Raw genomic sequence first — 16,946 nt, forward strand, 5'->3', positions numbered from 1 at the left:
CATCGGACAACGCCACGGTGAACTCCTGCCGCCGCCGCGTCGATAAGTGGCTGCCGTCCGGCGATGATTTCCGTCCTCCGGCCTCGTCGGCATTGGATGGAGGCAATCGGTGAGCCCGGTTGCCCTGATGTCCGATGTACGACCGTTGCCAGGAGGTGTCATGCGCACGCTCGCGATCACCCAGAATATCACCGTGGACGGTGCGATCGAAATGCTCGATGACTGGTTCGACCCGCAGGAACAGGGGGACGACAAGGAGCTACTCGACGAGACCCACCGCCAGGATCGGGCGGCCGACGGATTTCTGGTCGGCCGGCAGACCTTCGAGGACCTGCGTGGTTACTGGCCGCAGCAGACCGAAGATCCCACCGGCATCACCGAATACCTGAACACAGTGCAGAAGTATGTGGTCAGTTCGACTCTCACCGACCCGGGCTGGGAGAACTCGACGATTCTGACCGGCGATGCGGTCACCGAGGTCGCCGCGCTCAAACAGCGTCCGGGGGCCGATATCGTTGTCACCGGCAGTATCACGCTATGCCATACGCTGATCACGGCCGGGCTGGTGGACGAGTATCGGCTGTTCACCTATCCCGTGGTTCAGGGCCGGGGGCGCAGACTCTTTCCGGACGGGTACTCGACCCCGGCGTTGCGGCTCACCGACAGCAAATCCTTCCGGTCCGGGATCACCTACACCTGCTACGCCGCGCGCTGAATTCGGGAGCCACTCCGCGCCTCGAGGTCGGGGCGTGTCCAATCCACAGATTCTTACGGGCGTTTTCATCAGCAGTTGGAGAGCGGGTTCCGAGTTGCGCTCATCCGGCGCGCGGGACGCGATGTTGGACTACCCTGGGCACGCATTACGGAAAAGCGTTACCCACGTGGGTAACTCGGCAAGGAGTGGTTGATGGCGGTACGGAAACTGGCGGAGGAATACTACGAGCTCATCGACTCCGGGCGGCTCGACGAGGCGGCCGCGCTGATGACCGATGATGTGAAGCTGACCTTTGCGAACGCCGAACCGGTGACCGGCCGGGATGCGGCGACCGCGTCCATCCAGTACGTACTCGACCAGACCACGAAGATCGAACACAAGGTGGTGCACTGGATCGAACCGCATCCGGCGACCGACGGTGTCACCGAGGTGATGTTCGAGATCCGGATCCACTACTGGCTGAAGAGCGGTAAAGAGGTCGATATCCCGGGCGCGGTGTACGCGACGGTGAACGCGGACAACAAGATCACCGAACAGCGCCTCTACGGTGATCTCACCGAGGTTTTCGCCGGCTGATCCCAGCCCCGGCACAGGCGGCCCCGGGCGAATATGCCCGGGGCCGCCTGTCGTTGCCTACTTCGGTGCGGTCAGGTCGTAGACGGTTATGCCGTCGACCTCCTGTGCGGTGAAATGCTCCTGCACCCACTGCGTGATGTCCGCACCCGTCCCGGTCCGGCCGCCGGGTCCGCCGCCGCTACCGGCGAGGAAGTAGTGGATCTGCCCGGATTCGACGTAGTGCCGGAACTGTTCCAGGGTGGGCGAGGGGTCGCTGCCGTTGAAACCGCCGATCGGCATGACCGGCTCTTCGGTGGCCAGCTGGTATCCGGCCGCGCTGTTGGCGGATACGGTGGCCGCGGCCCAGGTGTAGGCCTCGGCGTTGTCCGTCAGCAAGGCGACCAGGGCGTCGCTCGGTTCGCTCGCCCCCATCACGCCGCCGCCGGGGCTACCGCCCATCCCGCCGGGCCGGCTCATTCCGCCGTTGCGTGAGGTCCCGTCGCCCGCGGGCGCGCCGTCGCCGCGGGCCGCGCCGGTGATCCCATCGGTCGGGTCGGCAGCGCCGTCGCCGGTGCTACCCGCAGTCCCGGAATCCCCGGTCCCGGTGCCGTGGGTTCCGCCGGGCACAGCGGGCAGGCCGGCCGCCCCGCCCGGCCCGCCGTCGGTTCCGTCCGCCGCACCGGGTGTTCCGTCGGGTATACCCGGCACCCCGCCCGGTCCGGTACCGCCGTTCGGCATACCCGGTGGCCGCATACCCCCGAACATCCCGGTGCTCGGGCCGGCAGTCGGGATCGGACCGCTGTGGGTGGAATTCAGTGTGTCGACGGTATAGGCGGTCGGGCCGGCCAACCCCACCGCCGCGGCGAGCAGGGCTGCCGCCACAGCAGCGCGCCGGGGGAGCGGTAGCAGGAGCACGAGGGTCGCGATGATGCCGCCCACCAGGATCGTCCAGCGCAGCCACGGCAGGAAATCCGCACTGCGCGACAGCAGCAGCCACGCGGTCGCAGTGGTCGCCCCGACCGCAGCGGCCGCCGCCGTACGCACCCACCAGCGCGACCGGTTGCGCCAGAACAACACCGCACCGATACCCACCAGCGCAGCGAGCGCGGGCGCCAGTGCCACCGTGTAGTACTGGTGGAAAATTCCCGCCATGAAGCTGAACACCAGTCCGGTGATCAGCAGCCACCCGCCCCACAGCAGCACCTGGGCCCGCGCGGCGTCGGTACGTGCCGCCCGGCCGCGCAGCAGCAGACCCGTGACCAGCGCGATCAGTGCCGCGGGGAGTAGCCAGGCGATCTGCCCGCCCTGGGCGTGATCGAACATCCGGGTTATCCCGGTCTGCCCCCACATTCCGTTTCCGCCCGGCGGTAATTCGCCGCCCGGGCCCACGCTGCCGGTCTCGTTACCGTTCAACCGGCCCAGCCCGTTGTAGCCCAGGGTCAGCTCGATAATCGAATTGTTCTGCGAGCCACCGATATACGGCCGGGAATCGGCCGGCCACAGCTCCACCGTCAGCAGCCACCACCCGGCCGCGACCACCATGGCCGCGCCCGCGGCGAACAATTGCGCGACCCGCTTACCGAGTTTCGGCGGGCCCGCGAACAGGTAAACCAGCGCGAGCACCGGCACCACCAGCATGACCTGCAACTGTTTGGCCAGGAAACCGAAACCGATACAGGTGCCGGTGAGCACCAGCCAGCGCCAGCGGCCGTCGTCCAGTGCGCGCGTCATCGCCCACACCGCGGCGACCATCAGCAACACCAGCAGGGCATCGGGATTGTTGAACCGGAACATGAGGGCGAACACCGGTGTCACTGCCATGACGAGACCGGCGATGAGTCCCGCGGCGGGGCCGAACGAACGCCGGACGGTCGCCCAGAGCAGCGCGACCGTCGCCAGGCCCAGCAGGACCTGCGGCACCAGCATGCTCCAGCTGTTCATGCCGAACAGCCGGACCGACAGTTCCATCACCCACAGCGAGGCCGGTGGTTTGTCCACGGTGATGGAATTCGCGGCATCGGAGGAGCCGAAGAAGAACGCCTTCCACGACTGCGAACCGGCCTGGACGGCCGCGGAATAGAAGGAGTTCGCCCAGCCGTTCGCGCCCAGGTTGTAGAGGTAGGAGAGTCCTGTGGCGAGCAGCAGCACCGCCAGCGCCGGATACTCCCAGCGGGCGGCGCGGGAGGGCCCGGTGTTGCGGGCGGGGACAGATTCTGTGGTCGAAGGGGGCACGACGGTGAGAGTCATCGGCCGGCCCCCACCGCGTGCTGTGCTGACCGGGTGGTGTCGCGGAACACCCAGCGCAGTCCGACGAAACGCATGAGGGTCGCGATCAGGTTCGCCACGACCAGCACGAACAGTTCCAGCTGGACCGGTGCCGCGGGGGCCCAGTGATGCAGCGCGAACAGCGATCCGCTGGTCACCAACAGCCCGAATCCGAATATCAGCAGGCCCTGGAACTGATGCGATACCATCCCGCGCTGTCCGCGCACCCCGAAGGTGAATGCGCGATTGGCGGCGGTATTCGCCAGCGCGGTGATCAGCAGGGCCGCGAAGTTCGCGATCTGCGCGCCGGTCACCGGTTGTATCAGCAGATAGAGCAGCACGTACGCGAGCGTGGAACCGGCACCCACCAGCGCGAACCGGATCAACTGACCGACCATGCCCAACGGCACACCCGGGACCAGCGGCTCCCGGCCCACCGCGCGGCGCAGCTCGGCCAGCGGTAGTGATCCGGTGGTCAATGCCCGGCCCATCCGCCAGATCCCCCGCAGGTCCTTGCGGGCGGTATCGACGATATCCACTCGGCTGTCGGGATCGTCGATCCAATCCACCGGGATCTCGTGGATCCGCAGCCCGGCGCGTTCGGCCAGTACCAGCAGTTCGGTGTCGAAGAACCACTCACCGTCCTCGACAAGCGGCAACAGGGTGCGCGCCACCTCGGTGCGCATCGCTTTGAACCCGCATTGGGCATCGGAGAAACGGGCCCGCAGCGAAGCCTTCAACAGCAGGTTGTAGCTGCGGGAGATGAATTCGCGTTTGGGTCCGCGCACGACCCGGGAGCCGGGGCTCAGCCGGGTGCCGATCGCCAGATCGGAATGGCCCGAAACGAGCGGCGCGACCAGCGGGAGCAGGGCATCGAGATCGGTCGACAGATCGACATCCATATAGGCGACGACCTGCGCATCCGACTCCTGCCACACAGTTCGCAACGCCCGGCCGCGGCCCTTGGCCTCGAGATGCACCACACGGATATCGCCGAGTTCGGCGGCGAGCAGTTCGGCCACCGCGAGCGTGGCATCGGTGCTGGCGTTATCGGCGACGGTGATGCGGGCCGGGAACGGGAATCCGCTACCCAGATATTCGTGCAGGCGGCGTACACAGACGCCGAGGTCGGTCTCTTCGTTGTACACGGGGACGACCACATCCAGCACTGGGGGCGATGATGGGCCGTCGACTTGTTCCGCCGGTCCGGCGACGGTCACGGTCTCGGTCATATCGACCAGACTCGACCGGCGAGCTGGGGCCGGGCTCCAGCCAACCTGGGAGGTTCCTGTGTCCCCGTCAGCTAGTATGCTAGCATACTAGGGTGGGCGATGAAGACGTCAAACAGTTCAACGTGTACCTGCCGGTCGGATTGATCAAGCAGGTCAAATACCGCGCCATCGAGTCCGAGCAGTCCCTGTCCGCATTGGTGGCCGACGCGTTACGCGCCTACCTCGAGACCGAAGAAGAGCAATGACGTCCGGGTCCGGAGAAGGGAAAGAGATATGTCGATCGAAGGCATCGAAGCTGTATTCCTGGAGACACACAACTGGGGCCGAGCGGCCAAGTTCTTCCAGGCATTGGGCTACACCCTGGAATTCGAAACCGACCATGCATCCGGGCAATTCCGGAGCAGCACCGGGCCTTATGTATTCATCGCCGAGGTGCCCGCAGACAAACAGCCCCGGACGCAGCTCGTACTGAAGGTGCCCGATGCCGATGCGCTCCGGCTCGACCCCGCTGTCGAGGTGGTCACACCATTCGAGAACACCCACTTCGGAACACGCGAGATGACCGTGCGTGACCCCGACGGACGCCTCTGGAGCCTGCAGGCTCCGCCCGGCGAAGCACCCGACGAGGGAGAACATCATGCCGGCTGATCAGGTCGAGGCACCGGAGAACACCGCCGAACGGGTCGCCCTCTGGCGGGCGATGCACCTGCAGGTCGACCCACCGCCGCATGTGCTCGCCGATGAGATAGGCCTGCAACTGCTCGCACCCGATGGCGGATGGCGTTCCCGTCCCGATATGAACCCGCAGGCCACCAGTACCTTCCGGGCAGCCATTGTGGCCCGGGCACGGTTCATCGAGGATCTCGTTGCCGGGCAAGTGGACAAGGGCGTTGCGCAGTACGTCATCCTGGGCGCCGGCCTGGACACTTTTGCCCAGCGCAGACCCGAGCTGGTCGGCCGCCTCCAGGTATTCGAGGTCGATCAGCCCGGCCCGCAAGCCTGGAAGCGCCGCCGGCTACTCGAACTCGGCTATGGGATTACCGACGGGCTCCACCTGGTGCCGGTTGATTTCGAGGCGAGTGAGAACTGGTGGAACGAACTCCCCGCCGCGGGTTTCGACCCGCATCGGCCCGCGGTCGTCGTCTCCGCCGGTGTTTCGCACTACCTCACCGAAGAGGCCAATGCGGCGACGTTGCGTCAGATCGCCGGACTCGCCCCCGGATCGATATTCGCGATGACCTTCCTCCTGCCCCCCGAACTCCTCGACGATGCGGACCGTCCAGGGCTCCGGACCAGCGAAGAAGGCGCCAAAAGCTCCGGAACGCCGTTCATCAGCTTCTACACCCCCGCGGAAATGACGGCACTCGGCCGCGCGGCCGGGCTCACCGAAACCCGCCACGTTTCGGGCGCTTCACTTGCCGGCCGCTACTTCTCCGGCCGGACCGACGGCCTGCGCCCGTCGAGCGGTGAAGATCTCCTGCTGGCCACCCTCTGACCAGTTCGGCGTGGAACCCGAGGGGCCGCCGATCTACTCGCCGCGGCGGCGGTGGGTAGATCGACGGCCCGGCAGTTCGTATCAGGAATAGATCGCCGCCATCTTGTCCTGGTACCACTGCCCGGTCGTGGTGCCCGACCCTTGGTGGAGCGACCCGAGCCGCGGCAGCGGTTCGATCCATGCGTCGTGGTTGGGCAGGTGGAAGAACGGGATGGATACGCGCGCGCCGGAACCGGCCTGCGCGGGGTTGACCACCCGGTGCGGCGTGGAAACCCAGGCGCCGCCGGTCCAGAACGCCATCATGTCGCCGATATTGATGACGAAAGCACCCGGGACGAACGGTACGTCCCGCCAGGTATCGCCGCGGCGTACCTGCAGGCCGCCGATATCGTCCTGGTAGAGGATGGTGAGGCTACCCCAGTCGGTGTGCTCTCCCTTGCGTAGCTGCCCGGGAAGCGGAGTACGCGTCTGCGGATAGTAGTAGTTCGCGACGATGGTCGAGATGTGCCGGTCGATCTTGTCGGCGAAGAAATGCCGATCCAGGCCGAGGGTCAGGGCGAACAGTTCCATCAGGTCCGCCGCCAAACCCTCCATGGCAGATATGTATTCGAACCAGGTCTCGCGGAACCCGGCCGGTTCGTGCGGCCAGAGATTGGACCTCGCCCACGGCGCGGCGTCGTCGAACTGTGCCCGGAACTCGGGGCTGCCATCGCCGAGAACATTGCAGCTGAAGATCTCGCAGAGGTCGGCGGGCGTATCGAGGCCGCTGCTCTTCGCGGCGCTGCCTGCCTGATACCGCAGCCCTCCTGTTTCGGCTGTGGCCAGGACACGGTCCTTTTCCTCGCGGGGGAGCTGGAAGAATTCCAGTGTGGTCGTGTACATGCGGTCGATGAGTGCGGTGGTCACGCCGTGTTCGACGACGACGAAGAACCCGGAGGTCGCACACGCGGTCCCGATGGCCCGGGCTATGGCCGCCCGGCCTTCGGGAGTGTCCCTGGTGGACAGGTCGATTACTGGAACGTAGTCGTCGACGAGGGTGATCGGCGATGAGTGGTCGAAATCGGTGGGCACTGATGTCTCCTTGTGGTCGTAGCCGGCAATGGATCAGTTCGGCAGTGTGTTCAGCTCCCTTTTGTCGAGGTCGGTTGTGGTTCGGGGACGGTCGTTGCCGATGACCAGCCACCCGATCAGCGCAGCTGCCAGCAGCACACCGGCGGCGACGGTCAGTGCCACCGAAAAACCTTGTACCGTAGCGGAATCCGCCGACACGCCCTTGGCGACTATCGCGGCAGCGGCGACCGAGGCTGCCAGGGTGTTGAGCAGCGCTGTCCCGAGCGCTCCACCGAGTTGCTGGACGGCGTTGTATGCCGCGGAGGCGATACCGGCGTCGGTGGTCGAGACCTGGGCGGTGGCCAGGCTCGTCGCGGGCGTCATAACGCAGCCGAGTCCGAGGCCGATCAGCAGTTGCGCGGGCAGCAGGTACAACGCGAAGACATTGTCCGTATCGGCGGTCAGGCGAGTGAGGATCAGCATCCCCGCGGCGGTGATTGCCAGTCCGGCGACGATCAGCAGACGCGGGGTGATCCTGGGCAGCAGCGTTCCCGCGACCCCGGTCGCGCCGACCGCGATACCGGCCGCGGTGAGCAGGAATACGACCCCTGCCTGTACGGGCGAATACCGCAGCACTCCCTGCATGTAATAGGTCATGAACAGGTAGAAGCCGAACATGGCCACCTGGGTGAGACCGATGGTGAGCAGGGCGCCACCGCGTATGCGGTGGGTGATGATCCGCAGTGGCAGAAGTGGAAGCGATATGCGTGACTCGACCAGAACGAACAATCCCAGCAGCGCCGCTCCCGCCGTGAGGAGCAGCAGTACGACCTGATCACCCCAGCCCCGTCCCTCCGCGAGGGTGAACGCGTACACCAAGGCGACAAGGCCGGCGGCGCTAGTGATCACGCCGGGTATATCGAAGCTCCGCAGACCCGGCCGCGCAGTACCCCGCGGCAGAAAAAAGGCTCCGAGCAGCGCCGCTGCCGCGATGGGAATATTGACGTACAAGCACCACCGCCAGTTGGCGTGTTCAGTGAGGATCCCGCCGGCGACCATGCCGACCGCCGACCCGCCCGCGCCGACAGCCGCGAACACCCCGAAAGCCCGGCTCCGTTCGCGCGCCTCGACGAATGTCACGGTCAGCAACGACAGTGCCGCGGGCGCGAGCAGTGCCGCGAAAACTCCTTGGCCGGCCCGGGCGGTGAACAGCAATCCGGCGCCCTCGGCCGCCCCGCCGAGCGCCGACGCCACGGCGAACCCCGCCAGGCCGATCACGAAGGCGCGCCGGTGGCCTATCGCCCCACTGATCCGGCCTCCGAGAAGCAGCAACCCACCGAAGGCCAGGGCATACGCGGTGACCACCCACTGGCGGTTCGCGTCGGACAGGCCCAGTTCGGCCTGCACCGACGGGAGCGCGATATTCACGATCGTCGCGTCCAGCACCACCATCAGCTGTGCGGTGGCGATCACGGCCAGTGCCCACCAGCGATGGTTGCCAGGCGCCGGGCTGTCCGGACTTTCTGTCGAACTCATACTCTCGCTCCCGAACGTTGGTCTAGGTCTAGAACATTGATCTAGTGATTGATCACCGTACTAGAGTGAGGCCATGAGTGCGGCCGACGAAGAGACGCAGATCACACGTACTGCCGGAAAGGGGGGTCTGAAGTCGGGTAAGGGCGCGCGCAACGTCTGGCTCAAGGCCGCCCGCGCACCGCGAGAGGAACCGACGCTCAATCGCGCCCGGATCGTCGATGAAGCCATCGCGCTACTCGACAGCGAAGGCATCGAGCGATTGACCATGCGGCGGCTGGCCGAACGTCTCGGGCACGGTTCGACAACTCTGTACTGGCACGTCGACACCAAAGACGATGTTCTCGACCTGTGCCTCGATGCCATCTACGACGAGGTGCCGCTACCCGATCCGGCCGGGAACTGGCGCGATGAGATCACCGAGATGCTCACCGGCTGGCGCACGGTGATGCTGCGGCACCGGTGGTCGACCGCGTTGGTGGGCCGGCCGATGATCGGACCGAACATTTTGGCGCGCATGGAGTTCCTGCAGGCGTCCCTGTTGCGTGCCGGGCTCACCGATACTCGCCTCGCCGCGGCGACCTGGGGGCTGTACAACCACGTCATGGGCTCGGTGGTGACACGTGCCGGATGGTATATGCCCGCCGATGAGCGGGTGCAGGCGCAACAGCACCTGTCCGAACACGGCGACAGTTACCCGACCCTCGCCGCGCACGGCTATATGCTCGCCGACGACTGGGACGGCACATTCAACCGGAGTCTGGACTATCTGCTCGACGGTATCCATGCGCATGTGACCGGCGGCGAAGACTGAGGACCCGGCCGCCCCGGCCACATCCCGCACCGGGTGCACATTCCGCGTCGGGGGTGCACATTCCGCGCCGGGCGGCTCGACCCGTTGTCGCGCTCACCGGCGCGGGAACAACGGAGCTTCGGCCGGCCGCGACTCCTACGACCGGACCGAACTCGTGCCGCGCGGGGGGCATTTCAGTTGTCGGAGGGCCGATGCATCGGCGAATCGGCTACGGATCAGGTGGAACCTCGTTGTTCTCGCCACACCGTTGTGGTTCTGCTCCGTAACGCCCTCAGTATGCGCGCGGGCACCGACAGGTTCGGGTCAGTGCAGCCGCCACAGCGGGGACACCGGACCGTGCCCTTTGCCCAGGTCGTAGGCGGCGTCGAGGCAGCGGCGGGTCCATTCCTTGGCGAATTCGAAGGCGTCGGGTACCGAGTAGCCGTTGGCCAGTGCACAGGCCAGGGCGGCGGCGAGGGTGTCGCCGCCGCCGTGGTCGTTGCCGGTGGCGATGCGGGGTGCCCGGAATTCCAGGAAGCGTTCACCGTCGAACAGCAGGTCGGTGCTGTCGGGGGAGGTGCGCAGATGCCCGCCCTTCACCACCACCCATTGCGGGCCGAGCGCATGCAAGGCCTCGGCCGCCGTCCGTGCCGAGGCCGTATCGGTGACCTGCACCCCTGTCAGCAGCCGGATCTCGTCCAGGTTCGGCGTCACGATCGTGGCCAGCGGAAACAGTGTGTAGCGCACCGCGTCCAGGGCCTCGGTGTGCAAGAGCGGGTCGCCGTGCATCGACGCCGCGACGGGGTCCACCACCAGCGGCGCCGAGCCGTCGCGCCCGATCCCGACCTCCCGGCAGACCGCGGCCACCGCTTCGATGATGGCGCTGGAGGCCAGCATTCCCGTCTTGGCGGCATCGATGCCGATATCGCCGGCCACCGACCGCACCTGATCGGCCACCACCTGCGGCGGGACCTCGTGGAACCCGCTCACCCCCACCGAGTTCTGCACGGTCACCGCGGCAACCGCCACCAGCGCATGCACTCCACACAGCGCCATGGTGCGGGTATCGGCCTGGATCCCGGCACCGCCACCCGAATCGGTCCCGGCGATGGTGAGCACCCGCACCGGGGTCTGTCCCGGCGGGGTCAACGGCAACAAATTCACGCAGTCACCCTACGTGGGCCTGGTCGCGGCCGGGCTCGGTGCCGACGGCCCACCCGAGCCGGTGGCCGGAACGAGCTGATCGCAGTGCGGTTGGTGACCGGCCTCGTCCCCGGTAGCTGTCAGACCCAGGCCTTGATCGGTTCGGTGTCGAGGGTGAGTCCGACCGGGGCGGCCCATTCGCCCTGTCCGACGAATGCGTCGGCATCGGCGAGGACACCGTCCGGCCGGGCCCTGCCTTTGCGGTATGCCTCGACCTGCAAGCCCTGCTCGATGCTGAGGAACAGTTCGGGCCGAGCCAGGATGAACACAGACCGGCCAACCGGGCGAGTTCCTCGAACTCCTCGGTAGTCATGATTTCCTCCTTCCCGTCAGCGGATGGTCTGGTCGATGAGGCGGCGGGCCGCGCGGTCGGTGCGTTCGGTATCGCCGGTGATGTGGCGGTCCTGGAGGATGCCGCGGAGGCCGGAGATCAGCAGGGTGGCGACGACTTCTGGGTCGTCCAGCGAAACGAGTTCGCGCAGCCGGGTGGTCAGGGTGGAGGTGAAGGTCGCGATGGCTTGGTCGGCATAGCGGGCGTACGGGGCCGAGGGGGCGCAGGCTGCACCGAGGACTTGCAGCATCACGGTGTTGCTGACGGCTTCGGGACCGGCGGCGTTGGAGCGATAGAAGCCCCACAGGCGTTCGCGGAGCGCGGTGGCGTCGTGGATATCGGCGAATACGGCGTTGAGGTCGGGGCGGTGCGTGGACAGGGCCTGGACCAGTAGTTCTTCTTTGGTGCCGAAGTAGTAGATCAGCATGCGGGAGCTGGTGCCGAGCGCGGCGGCCAGGGGGCGGAGGGAGAGGTCCGCGAGGCCGTGTTCGGCGATATAGCGGACCACGGCGTCGAGGAGTTCGGCGCGTTTGGCGTGGTCGAGGGGGCGGGCCATGGGTTGACTGTAGCGAACGCTACAGGTATTGATGAACCCCGTGAATGTACCGATCGCTTCAGGAACTCGGCCGGTTTCCGACCACGTGGTTGTCACCGCCTATGCGGGAGCCACCTCGCTGGCCGACGATATGGACGACACCTGGGCCGCGCTGCTACGCGGCGAAACCGGTATCACCACCCTCGACGACGATTTCGTCGCCGAATACGACCTGCCGGTACGTATCGGCGGCAAACTGAAATCGCATCCCGGCGCCGAGCTCACCCGGGTCGAACAGCGGCGGCACTCGTATGTCGAGCAGCTCGCCCTGGTACTGGGCCGGCGGGTCTGGGCCGCGGCGGGCCACCCCGAGGTGGAGGGTGAGCGGCTCGCGGTCTGTATCGGCACCGGGCTGGGTGGCGGCGATGCGCTCATCGACGCGGTCGATGCCATGCGGGCGGGCGGGTATCGCAAGGTTTCACCGATGTCGGTACCGATGGTCATGCCGAACGGTCCCGCGGCGACCGTGAGCCTCGAAATCGGCGCGAAAGCAGGGGTTTTCGCCCCCGTCTCCGCGTGTTCCTCGGGAACCGAGGCGATCGCTCATGCATGGCGGCTGATCGTCACCGGAGAGGCCGATGTCGTGGTCGCGGGCGGTGTGGAAGGCCATATCCACGCCGTGCCGATCGCGAGTTTCGCCATGATGCGCGCGATGAGCACACGTAACGGCGAACCGGAGCGGGCCTCCCGCCCGTTCGACCGGGACCGCGACGGTTTCGTGTTCGGTGAGGCCGGCGCCCTGATGGTCCTCGAATCGGAGCGGCACGCCCGCGCCCGCGGCGCCCGTATCCACGCCCGGATTCTCGGGGCGGGTATCACCTCCGACGCGTACCACATCGTGGCCTCCGACCCGGCCGGCGTGGGCGCGGCCCGGGCCATGCGTAAAGCGATCGCGACAGCGGGATTGCAGCCCACCGATATCCGGCATGTGAACGCCCACGCCACCTCGACCTCGATCGGCGACGCGTCCGAGGCCGCGGCGATTGCCGCGGTGACACCGGAAGCTTCCGTCTATGCACCCAAATCGGCGCTGGGCCATTCCATCGGTGCGGTCGGTGCGCTGGAAACGATCCTGACCGCGCTCACAGTGCGCGAACAGGTCGTCCCGCCCACGCTCAACCTCGACAATTCCGACGCCGACCTCGATATCGTGCACGGCTCCGCGCGCCCGCAGGCTTGCGAGTACGCGCTGACGAACTCTTTCGGATTCGGCGGGCACAACGTCACCCTCGCCCTCGGCCGGGCCTGATACGGCGTTGCCGGGCCAGTAGGTCGAAATCGGCGCCGGATCGATGTCGACTACGCGAGCCCGGCTCCGACGTTCCCGGGGAGGATGGATCGGACGGGTCCGTCCACCACCGAGTGAGGAGTAGGTCGTGAAATACGTGATCCTGATCCATTCGAACCCGCAGCCGTGGGGCCACCCGACCGGTGACTACCTGGCCGAATTCCAGGCGCTTCCGCAGGCCGAGCAGGACCGTATCAGCGGTGATTTCGAACGTTTGCTCACCGAGATGCAGGAGAAGGGGGAGTTGCTGGGCGGTGAGGCGCTGGGCTCGCCGGATGCCGCGCAGTTGTACCGGTGGGATGCCGGCCGGGCGGTGGCCGGTGACGGCCCCTACTCCGAGGCCAAGGAGCATCTGGCCGGGTTCTTTCTCATCGATGTGGAGGATCACGCGCGGGCCGAGGAGATCGCGGCAGTGTTCGCGGGACCCGGCGAGACCGTGGAACTGCGGCCCACGATGTGGCCGGGAGGCGACGACAGGTGACCGCCGATACCCTGGCGGTGGCCGAGGTGTGGCGCCGGGAGGCGCCGCATATCCTCACCGCGCTGCTGCGCCGCCACGGCGACCTCGGTGAATGCGAGGACGCCGCGCAGGAGGCGGCCGAGGCGGCCACGGTGCAGTGGGCCCGGGACGGGGCACCGGACAATCCGCGGGGCTGGCTGATCCGGGTGGCATCGCGGCGTCTCATCGACCGGGTACGCGCCGAGCATGCGCGGGCCGGCCGCGAAGTGACAGCGGCCGTGGTGCAGCCGGCCGATACCGGTTTCGCGCCCGCCGCCGACCTTCCCGGATCCGAATCCGCTGACGATACGCTGCGGCTTTTCCTGCTGTGCTGCCATCCGAGCCTCACCCGGTCGTCCCAGGTGGCGCTGACGCTGCACGCGGTGGCCGGGATACCGGCCGATCGGATCGCGGCCGCCTATCTGGTCCCCGAACGCACGATGGCGCAGCGACTCACCCGGGCGCGAGCGATATTGCGCCGAGCGGGCGCCCGGTTCGAACTACCCGGTCCGGCGGATCTGCCGGACCGGGTAGCCGCGGTGCTCGACACCTGCCATTTGATGTTCACGGCCGGACATACCCTCAGCGCCGGTGCGTCCGTGCATGATCCGGGCCTGGCGGCGGAGGCGATACGGCTGACCCGGATTCTGCACCGGGCGGTCCCCGATCATGACGAGGTTGCGGGCGCGCTGGCGCTCATGCTGCTCACCCACGCCCGCGCCGCCGCACGAACCGATGCGCGCGGTGAACTTGTGCCGCTGGCGGAGCAGGACCGTGGCCGGTGGAACGGCAAGGCGATCGCGGAGGGGGTCGGCATTCTCGAACGGGTACTGCCCCGCGGGCATATCGGTCGCTACCAGCTCGAGGCTGCGATCGCTGCCGTCCATGCTGAAGCTCTCACCTGGAAGAGCACCGACTGGCGGCAGATCGTCGTGCTCTACGCCATGCTCGACCGCGTGGCGCCGAGCCCTGCGGTAACCCTCAACCGGGCAGTCGCGGTCGCGATGGTGGCGGGCCCGGAAGCCGGGCTGCGGCTGACCGAGCCGCTGCTCGACGAACCTGCCATGCGACGCCATCATCGCACCTACGCGGTCCGTGGTCACCTGCTCGAAATGGCCGGCGACCCGGAGGCGGCACGGGTGAGTTACCGTCGTGCCGCCGCGCTTACGGCAAGCCTGCCGGAACAGCGTTATCTCAACGCCCGTCTGTGTCGCCTCGACCTGCCCTGAGTTCGTCCTGCCCCGTGGGGGCCGGAACAGGGTTATGTGCGCCGGCCCGTGCCGGGCGGTGGAACGGACGCAGGAGCCGGTCGGCAGAACCTGGAGCGGAGGCCGTCCGAATGCCCGTGTCCGCCGACCCGGCACCCGTCAAACCGGCGGCCGCCCCGGCATCTCAGCCCGGAACCTTGTCCAGGAACCCGAGCACTGTGTCGATACGACCCTGTTCGTCGGTGACCAGGACGTCGAATCCGATGATCACGGGTTCCGCGCCGGCCGGCCCCAGACCCCACTGGAAACGGACCTGGCGGTGGTGGTTGTCCGGTTCGCCGACCTGGGTGAAGACGAATCCCGGGAACTGTTCGTGCACGGCGCCGATGGTGGTGGCGATGGCGTCACGGCCGGCCGCGTCGGCAAGCGGATCGGTGTAGGTGGCCTCCGGTGCCCAGTGTTCGGTGAGCAGAGCGGTCCGGGCCTGCGGGTCGGTGCTGTTCCAGGTCTGCAGGTAGGTGCGGACGATGTCGTTCATCGGGTGATCCTTCCGGGTCGGGGTGATGTTGTGTTCACAGCATCGCCACGAACCGGCGTGCTGACGATTACCTCGGAGGTAATGGGATCGGCTACCGGAACGGCTAGCCTTTGAAGTGTGGCGACAGTGGACACCGAATCCCAGGTAGGCGGCCTGATCCGCGCATGGCGGGAGCGGCGCCGGCTGAGCCAGTTACAGCTGGCCGCGCAGGCGGAGGTGTCCACGCGGCATCTGAGTTTTGTGGAGACCGGCCGGTCGCGACCCACCCGCGAGATGATCGAGCGGCTCGCGGCGCATCTGGACGTACCACTGCGGGAACGCAATGAACTGCTGCTCTCGGCGGGTTATGCGCCGCGCTACGGCCAGCGTGATCCGGACGCACCCGAATTGCGCGCGGTGATGGATGCCTTCCGCACTTTGCTCGACGCGCACCTGCCGCATCCGGCGCTGGTGCTGGACCGCTGCTGGGACGTGGTCGATCGCAATACCGCCACCGATGTGCTGCTCGAGGGGTGTGCGCCGGAGCTGCTGGAACCGCCGGTCAATGCGATCCGGATCTCCCTGCATCCGGACGGCCTGGCGCCGCGGATCCGTAACCTGGGCCAGTGGCGGGGGCATCTGCTGAGTCAGATCCGGTCCCGGCTGGCGGCGACCGGGGATCCGCGCTTGCGGTCACTGCTGGCGGAGGTGTCGGCCTACCCCTGCCGGGATACGGGGACAGCGGCGCGGGCGGATGTGGTGGTGCCGCTGCGGTTGAGCATGGGCGATACGGAGTTCTCCTTCTTCAGTGTCACCACATCGGCGATGTCGGCCACCGATGTGACGATCGATGAGTTGCATATCGAGGCCTTCTACCCGGCGGACGAGGCGACGGCGCGGGCCTTCCGCGCGCCGTAGGACCGATGTAGACGCTCGCTTATGTAGGAGAGCGTTCGAGCGATGTTCCGTCTCGCTGCTGTCGGTTGTACTGGATTCAGTCATCAGCCAACAGTTTTCGACCAGGAGCGGAATATGCGAATCGCGATCTTCGGAGCCACCGGCACTGTCGGGCGGCATATCGTCGACCAGGCGCTCGAACGCGGGTACGAGGTCACCGCGCTCACCCGGGATGCCGCCCGGATCAGCCGGGTACACGAACGACTGCACATCGTCGAAGGCGATGTGCTCGACCCCGGCGCGGTGGAACGAGCCGTCACCGGCCAGGACGCGGTCCTGGTGGCGCTCGGTAACGGCCGTAAGGGCGTGGTGCGGGCCGAGGGCACCCGGACGGTGATCGAGGCGATGAACCGGGCCGGGGTGAAACGGCTCATCTGCCAGTCCACCCTCGGCGCCGGCGACAGCCGCGGAAACCTGAACTTCGTGTGGAAATACATCATGTTCGGCCTGCTGCTGCGACCCGCGTACGCCGACCATCAGCAGCAGGAGAGCTACGTGCGGGCCAGTGACCTGGATTGGACCATCGTGCGCCCCAGCGCTTTCACCGACGGCCCCCGCACCGGTACCTACCGCCACGGATTCGGCCCGGACGTAACCGGACTCGACCTGAAGATCGCGCGGGCCGATATCGCGGACTTCTTGCTGGATCAGGTCACCGACCGCACCTATGTGCACCGGGCTCCGGGGCTGTCCAACTGAACTCGGCCGGA

The 16,946-nt window shown here is 67.1% G+C and carries 19 protein-coding genes; 11 read left to right on the plus strand and 8 right to left on the minus strand.

All coding sequences use genetic code 11. The features are described 5' to 3' along the window. Positions 1–160: 160 nt before the first annotated feature. Together ACFWPH_RS14750 and ACFWPH_RS14755 are read left to right on the plus strand one after the other, a co-directional pair. Complete coding sequence (locus ACFWPH_RS14750; RefSeq protein ID WP_378751155.1) at positions 161–715, plus strand: dihydrofolate reductase family protein; 555 nt, start codon at positions 161–163, stop codon at positions 713–715. Between the two features lie 192 nt (positions 716–907). Continuing rightward, a complete protein-coding gene (locus ACFWPH_RS14755; RefSeq protein ID WP_378751157.1) occupies positions 908–1,291 on the plus strand; it encodes a nuclear transport factor 2 family protein in 384 nt (127 codons plus the stop codon). Between the two features lie 57 nt (positions 1,292–1,348). On the opposite strand, the gene ACFWPH_RS14760 is transcribed toward ACFWPH_RS14755, so the two are convergent. Together ACFWPH_RS14760 and ACFWPH_RS14765 are read right to left on the minus strand one after the other, a co-directional pair. Continuing rightward, complete coding sequence (locus tag ACFWPH_RS14760; protein WP_378751159.1) at positions 1,349–3,517, minus strand: glycosyltransferase family 39 protein; 2,169 nt, start codon at positions 3,515–3,517, stop codon at positions 1,349–1,351. Next, complete coding sequence (locus tag ACFWPH_RS14765) at positions 3,514–4,767, minus strand: glycosyltransferase (RefSeq protein ID WP_378751161.1); 1,254 nt, start codon at positions 4,765–4,767, stop codon at positions 3,514–3,516. The genes ACFWPH_RS14760 and ACFWPH_RS14765 overlap by 4 nt, the downstream gene beginning before the upstream one ends. 92 nt (positions 4,768–4,859) lie before the next feature. Here ACFWPH_RS14765 and ACFWPH_RS14770 point away from each other — a divergent pair, with 92 nt between their 5' ends. From ACFWPH_RS14770 to ACFWPH_RS14780, 3 genes are read left to right on the plus strand one after another with little or no spacing between them, the layout of a single operon-like run. After that, positions 4,860–5,012: a CopG family transcriptional regulator gene (locus ACFWPH_RS14770; RefSeq protein ID WP_280414760.1), complete on the plus strand. Its 153-nt coding sequence runs from the start codon at positions 4,860–4,862 to the stop codon at positions 5,010–5,012. A 28-nt stretch (positions 5,013–5,040) separates the two neighbouring features. After that, positions 5,041–5,415 (plus strand): VOC family protein, encoded by a 375-nt coding sequence (locus ACFWPH_RS14775; protein WP_378751164.1) that lies wholly within the window; start codon positions 5,041–5,043, stop codon positions 5,413–5,415. Next, positions 5,405–6,262 (plus strand): class I SAM-dependent methyltransferase, encoded by an 858-nt coding sequence (locus ACFWPH_RS14780; RefSeq protein ID WP_378751166.1) that lies wholly within the window; start codon positions 5,405–5,407, stop codon positions 6,260–6,262. Before ACFWPH_RS14775 ends, ACFWPH_RS14780 begins: the two co-directional genes overlap by 11 nt. An 81-nt stretch (positions 6,263–6,343) precedes the next feature. On the opposite strand, the gene ACFWPH_RS14785 is transcribed toward ACFWPH_RS14780, so the two are convergent. Then, entirely contained in the window at positions 6,344–7,333 is a 990-nt protein-coding gene (locus tag ACFWPH_RS14785) for an isopenicillin N synthase family dioxygenase (protein ID WP_378751168.1), read from the minus strand. A gap of 33 nt (positions 7,334–7,366) precedes the next feature. Then, on the minus strand, positions 7,367–8,848 hold the full coding sequence (locus tag ACFWPH_RS14790; protein ID WP_378751170.1) for an MFS transporter: 1,482 nt from the start codon (positions 8,846–8,848) through the stop codon (positions 7,367–7,369). A 73-nt stretch (positions 8,849–8,921) separates the two neighbouring features. Here ACFWPH_RS14790 and ACFWPH_RS14795 point away from each other — a divergent pair, with 73 nt between their 5' ends. Then, complete coding sequence (locus ACFWPH_RS14795; protein ID WP_378751172.1) at positions 8,922–9,659, plus strand: TetR/AcrR family transcriptional regulator C-terminal domain-containing protein; 738 nt, start codon at positions 8,922–8,924, stop codon at positions 9,657–9,659. A 303-nt stretch (positions 9,660–9,962) separates the two neighbouring features. Here the strand turns inward: ACFWPH_RS14795 and thiD are convergent, their stop codons facing one another. From thiD to ACFWPH_RS14810, 3 genes are all read right to left on the minus strand, one after another. Then, a complete protein-coding gene (gene thiD / locus ACFWPH_RS14800; protein WP_378751174.1) occupies positions 9,963–10,802 on the minus strand; it encodes a bifunctional hydroxymethylpyrimidine kinase/phosphomethylpyrimidine kinase in 840 nt (279 codons plus the stop codon). Positions 10,803–10,921: 119 nt separating this feature from the next. Next, the gene (locus tag ACFWPH_RS14805; RefSeq protein ID WP_378751176.1) at positions 10,922–11,110 is read right to left on the minus strand and encodes a hypothetical protein; all 189 of its coding nucleotides are present in this window, start codon (positions 11,108–11,110) and stop codon (positions 10,922–10,924) included. Between the two features lie 60 nt (positions 11,111–11,170). After that, on the minus strand, positions 11,171–11,728 hold the full coding sequence (locus ACFWPH_RS14810) for a TetR/AcrR family transcriptional regulator (protein ID WP_378751178.1): 558 nt from the start codon (positions 11,726–11,728) through the stop codon (positions 11,171–11,173). Positions 11,729–11,759: 31 nt separating this feature from the next. On the opposite strand from ACFWPH_RS14810, the gene ACFWPH_RS14815 reads away from it, so the two are divergent. From ACFWPH_RS14815 to ACFWPH_RS14825, 3 genes are all read left to right on the plus strand, one after another. Continuing rightward, the gene (locus ACFWPH_RS14815) at positions 11,760–13,016 is read left to right on the plus strand and encodes a KasA/KasB family beta-ketoacyl-ACP synthase (protein WP_378751181.1); all 1,257 of its coding nucleotides are present in this window, start codon (positions 11,760–11,762) and stop codon (positions 13,014–13,016) included. 127 nt (positions 13,017–13,143) lie between these two features. Continuing rightward, on the plus strand, positions 13,144–13,536 hold the full coding sequence (locus ACFWPH_RS14820) for a YciI family protein (protein ID WP_378751183.1): 393 nt from the start codon (positions 13,144–13,146) through the stop codon (positions 13,534–13,536). Further along, positions 13,533–14,783 carry an RNA polymerase sigma factor gene (locus ACFWPH_RS14825; protein ID WP_378751185.1) on the plus strand — a complete coding sequence of 417 codons (1,251 nt, stop codon included), beginning with the start codon at positions 13,533–13,535 and terminating at the stop codon, positions 14,781–14,783. The genes ACFWPH_RS14820 and ACFWPH_RS14825 overlap by 4 nt, the downstream gene beginning before the upstream one ends. Positions 14,784–14,946: 163 nt before the next feature. On the opposite strand, the gene ACFWPH_RS14830 is transcribed toward ACFWPH_RS14825, so the two are convergent. Next, positions 14,947–15,300, minus strand: a complete 354-nt coding sequence (locus tag ACFWPH_RS14830) for a nuclear transport factor 2 family protein (protein ID WP_378751187.1) — start codon at positions 15,298–15,300, stop codon at positions 14,947–14,949. 117 nt (positions 15,301–15,417) lie between these two features. Between ACFWPH_RS14830 and ACFWPH_RS14835 the strand changes: the two genes are divergently transcribed. Together ACFWPH_RS14835 and ACFWPH_RS14840 are read left to right on the plus strand one after the other, a co-directional pair. Further along, on the plus strand, positions 15,418–16,197 hold the full coding sequence (locus ACFWPH_RS14835) for a helix-turn-helix domain-containing protein (protein WP_378751189.1): 780 nt from the start codon (positions 15,418–15,420) through the stop codon (positions 16,195–16,197). 114 nt (positions 16,198–16,311) lie between these two features. Beyond that, positions 16,312–16,935 carry an NAD(P)-dependent oxidoreductase gene (locus ACFWPH_RS14840; protein WP_378751191.1) on the plus strand — a complete coding sequence of 208 codons (624 nt, stop codon included), beginning with the start codon at positions 16,312–16,314 and terminating at the stop codon, positions 16,933–16,935. The last annotated feature ends 11 nt before the right edge of the window (positions 16,936–16,946 follow it).

The sequence above is a fragment of the Nocardia sp. NPDC058499 genome (genome assembly GCF_042719915.1).
Lineage (GTDB): Bacteria > Actinomycetota > Actinomycetes > Mycobacteriales > Mycobacteriaceae > Nocardia.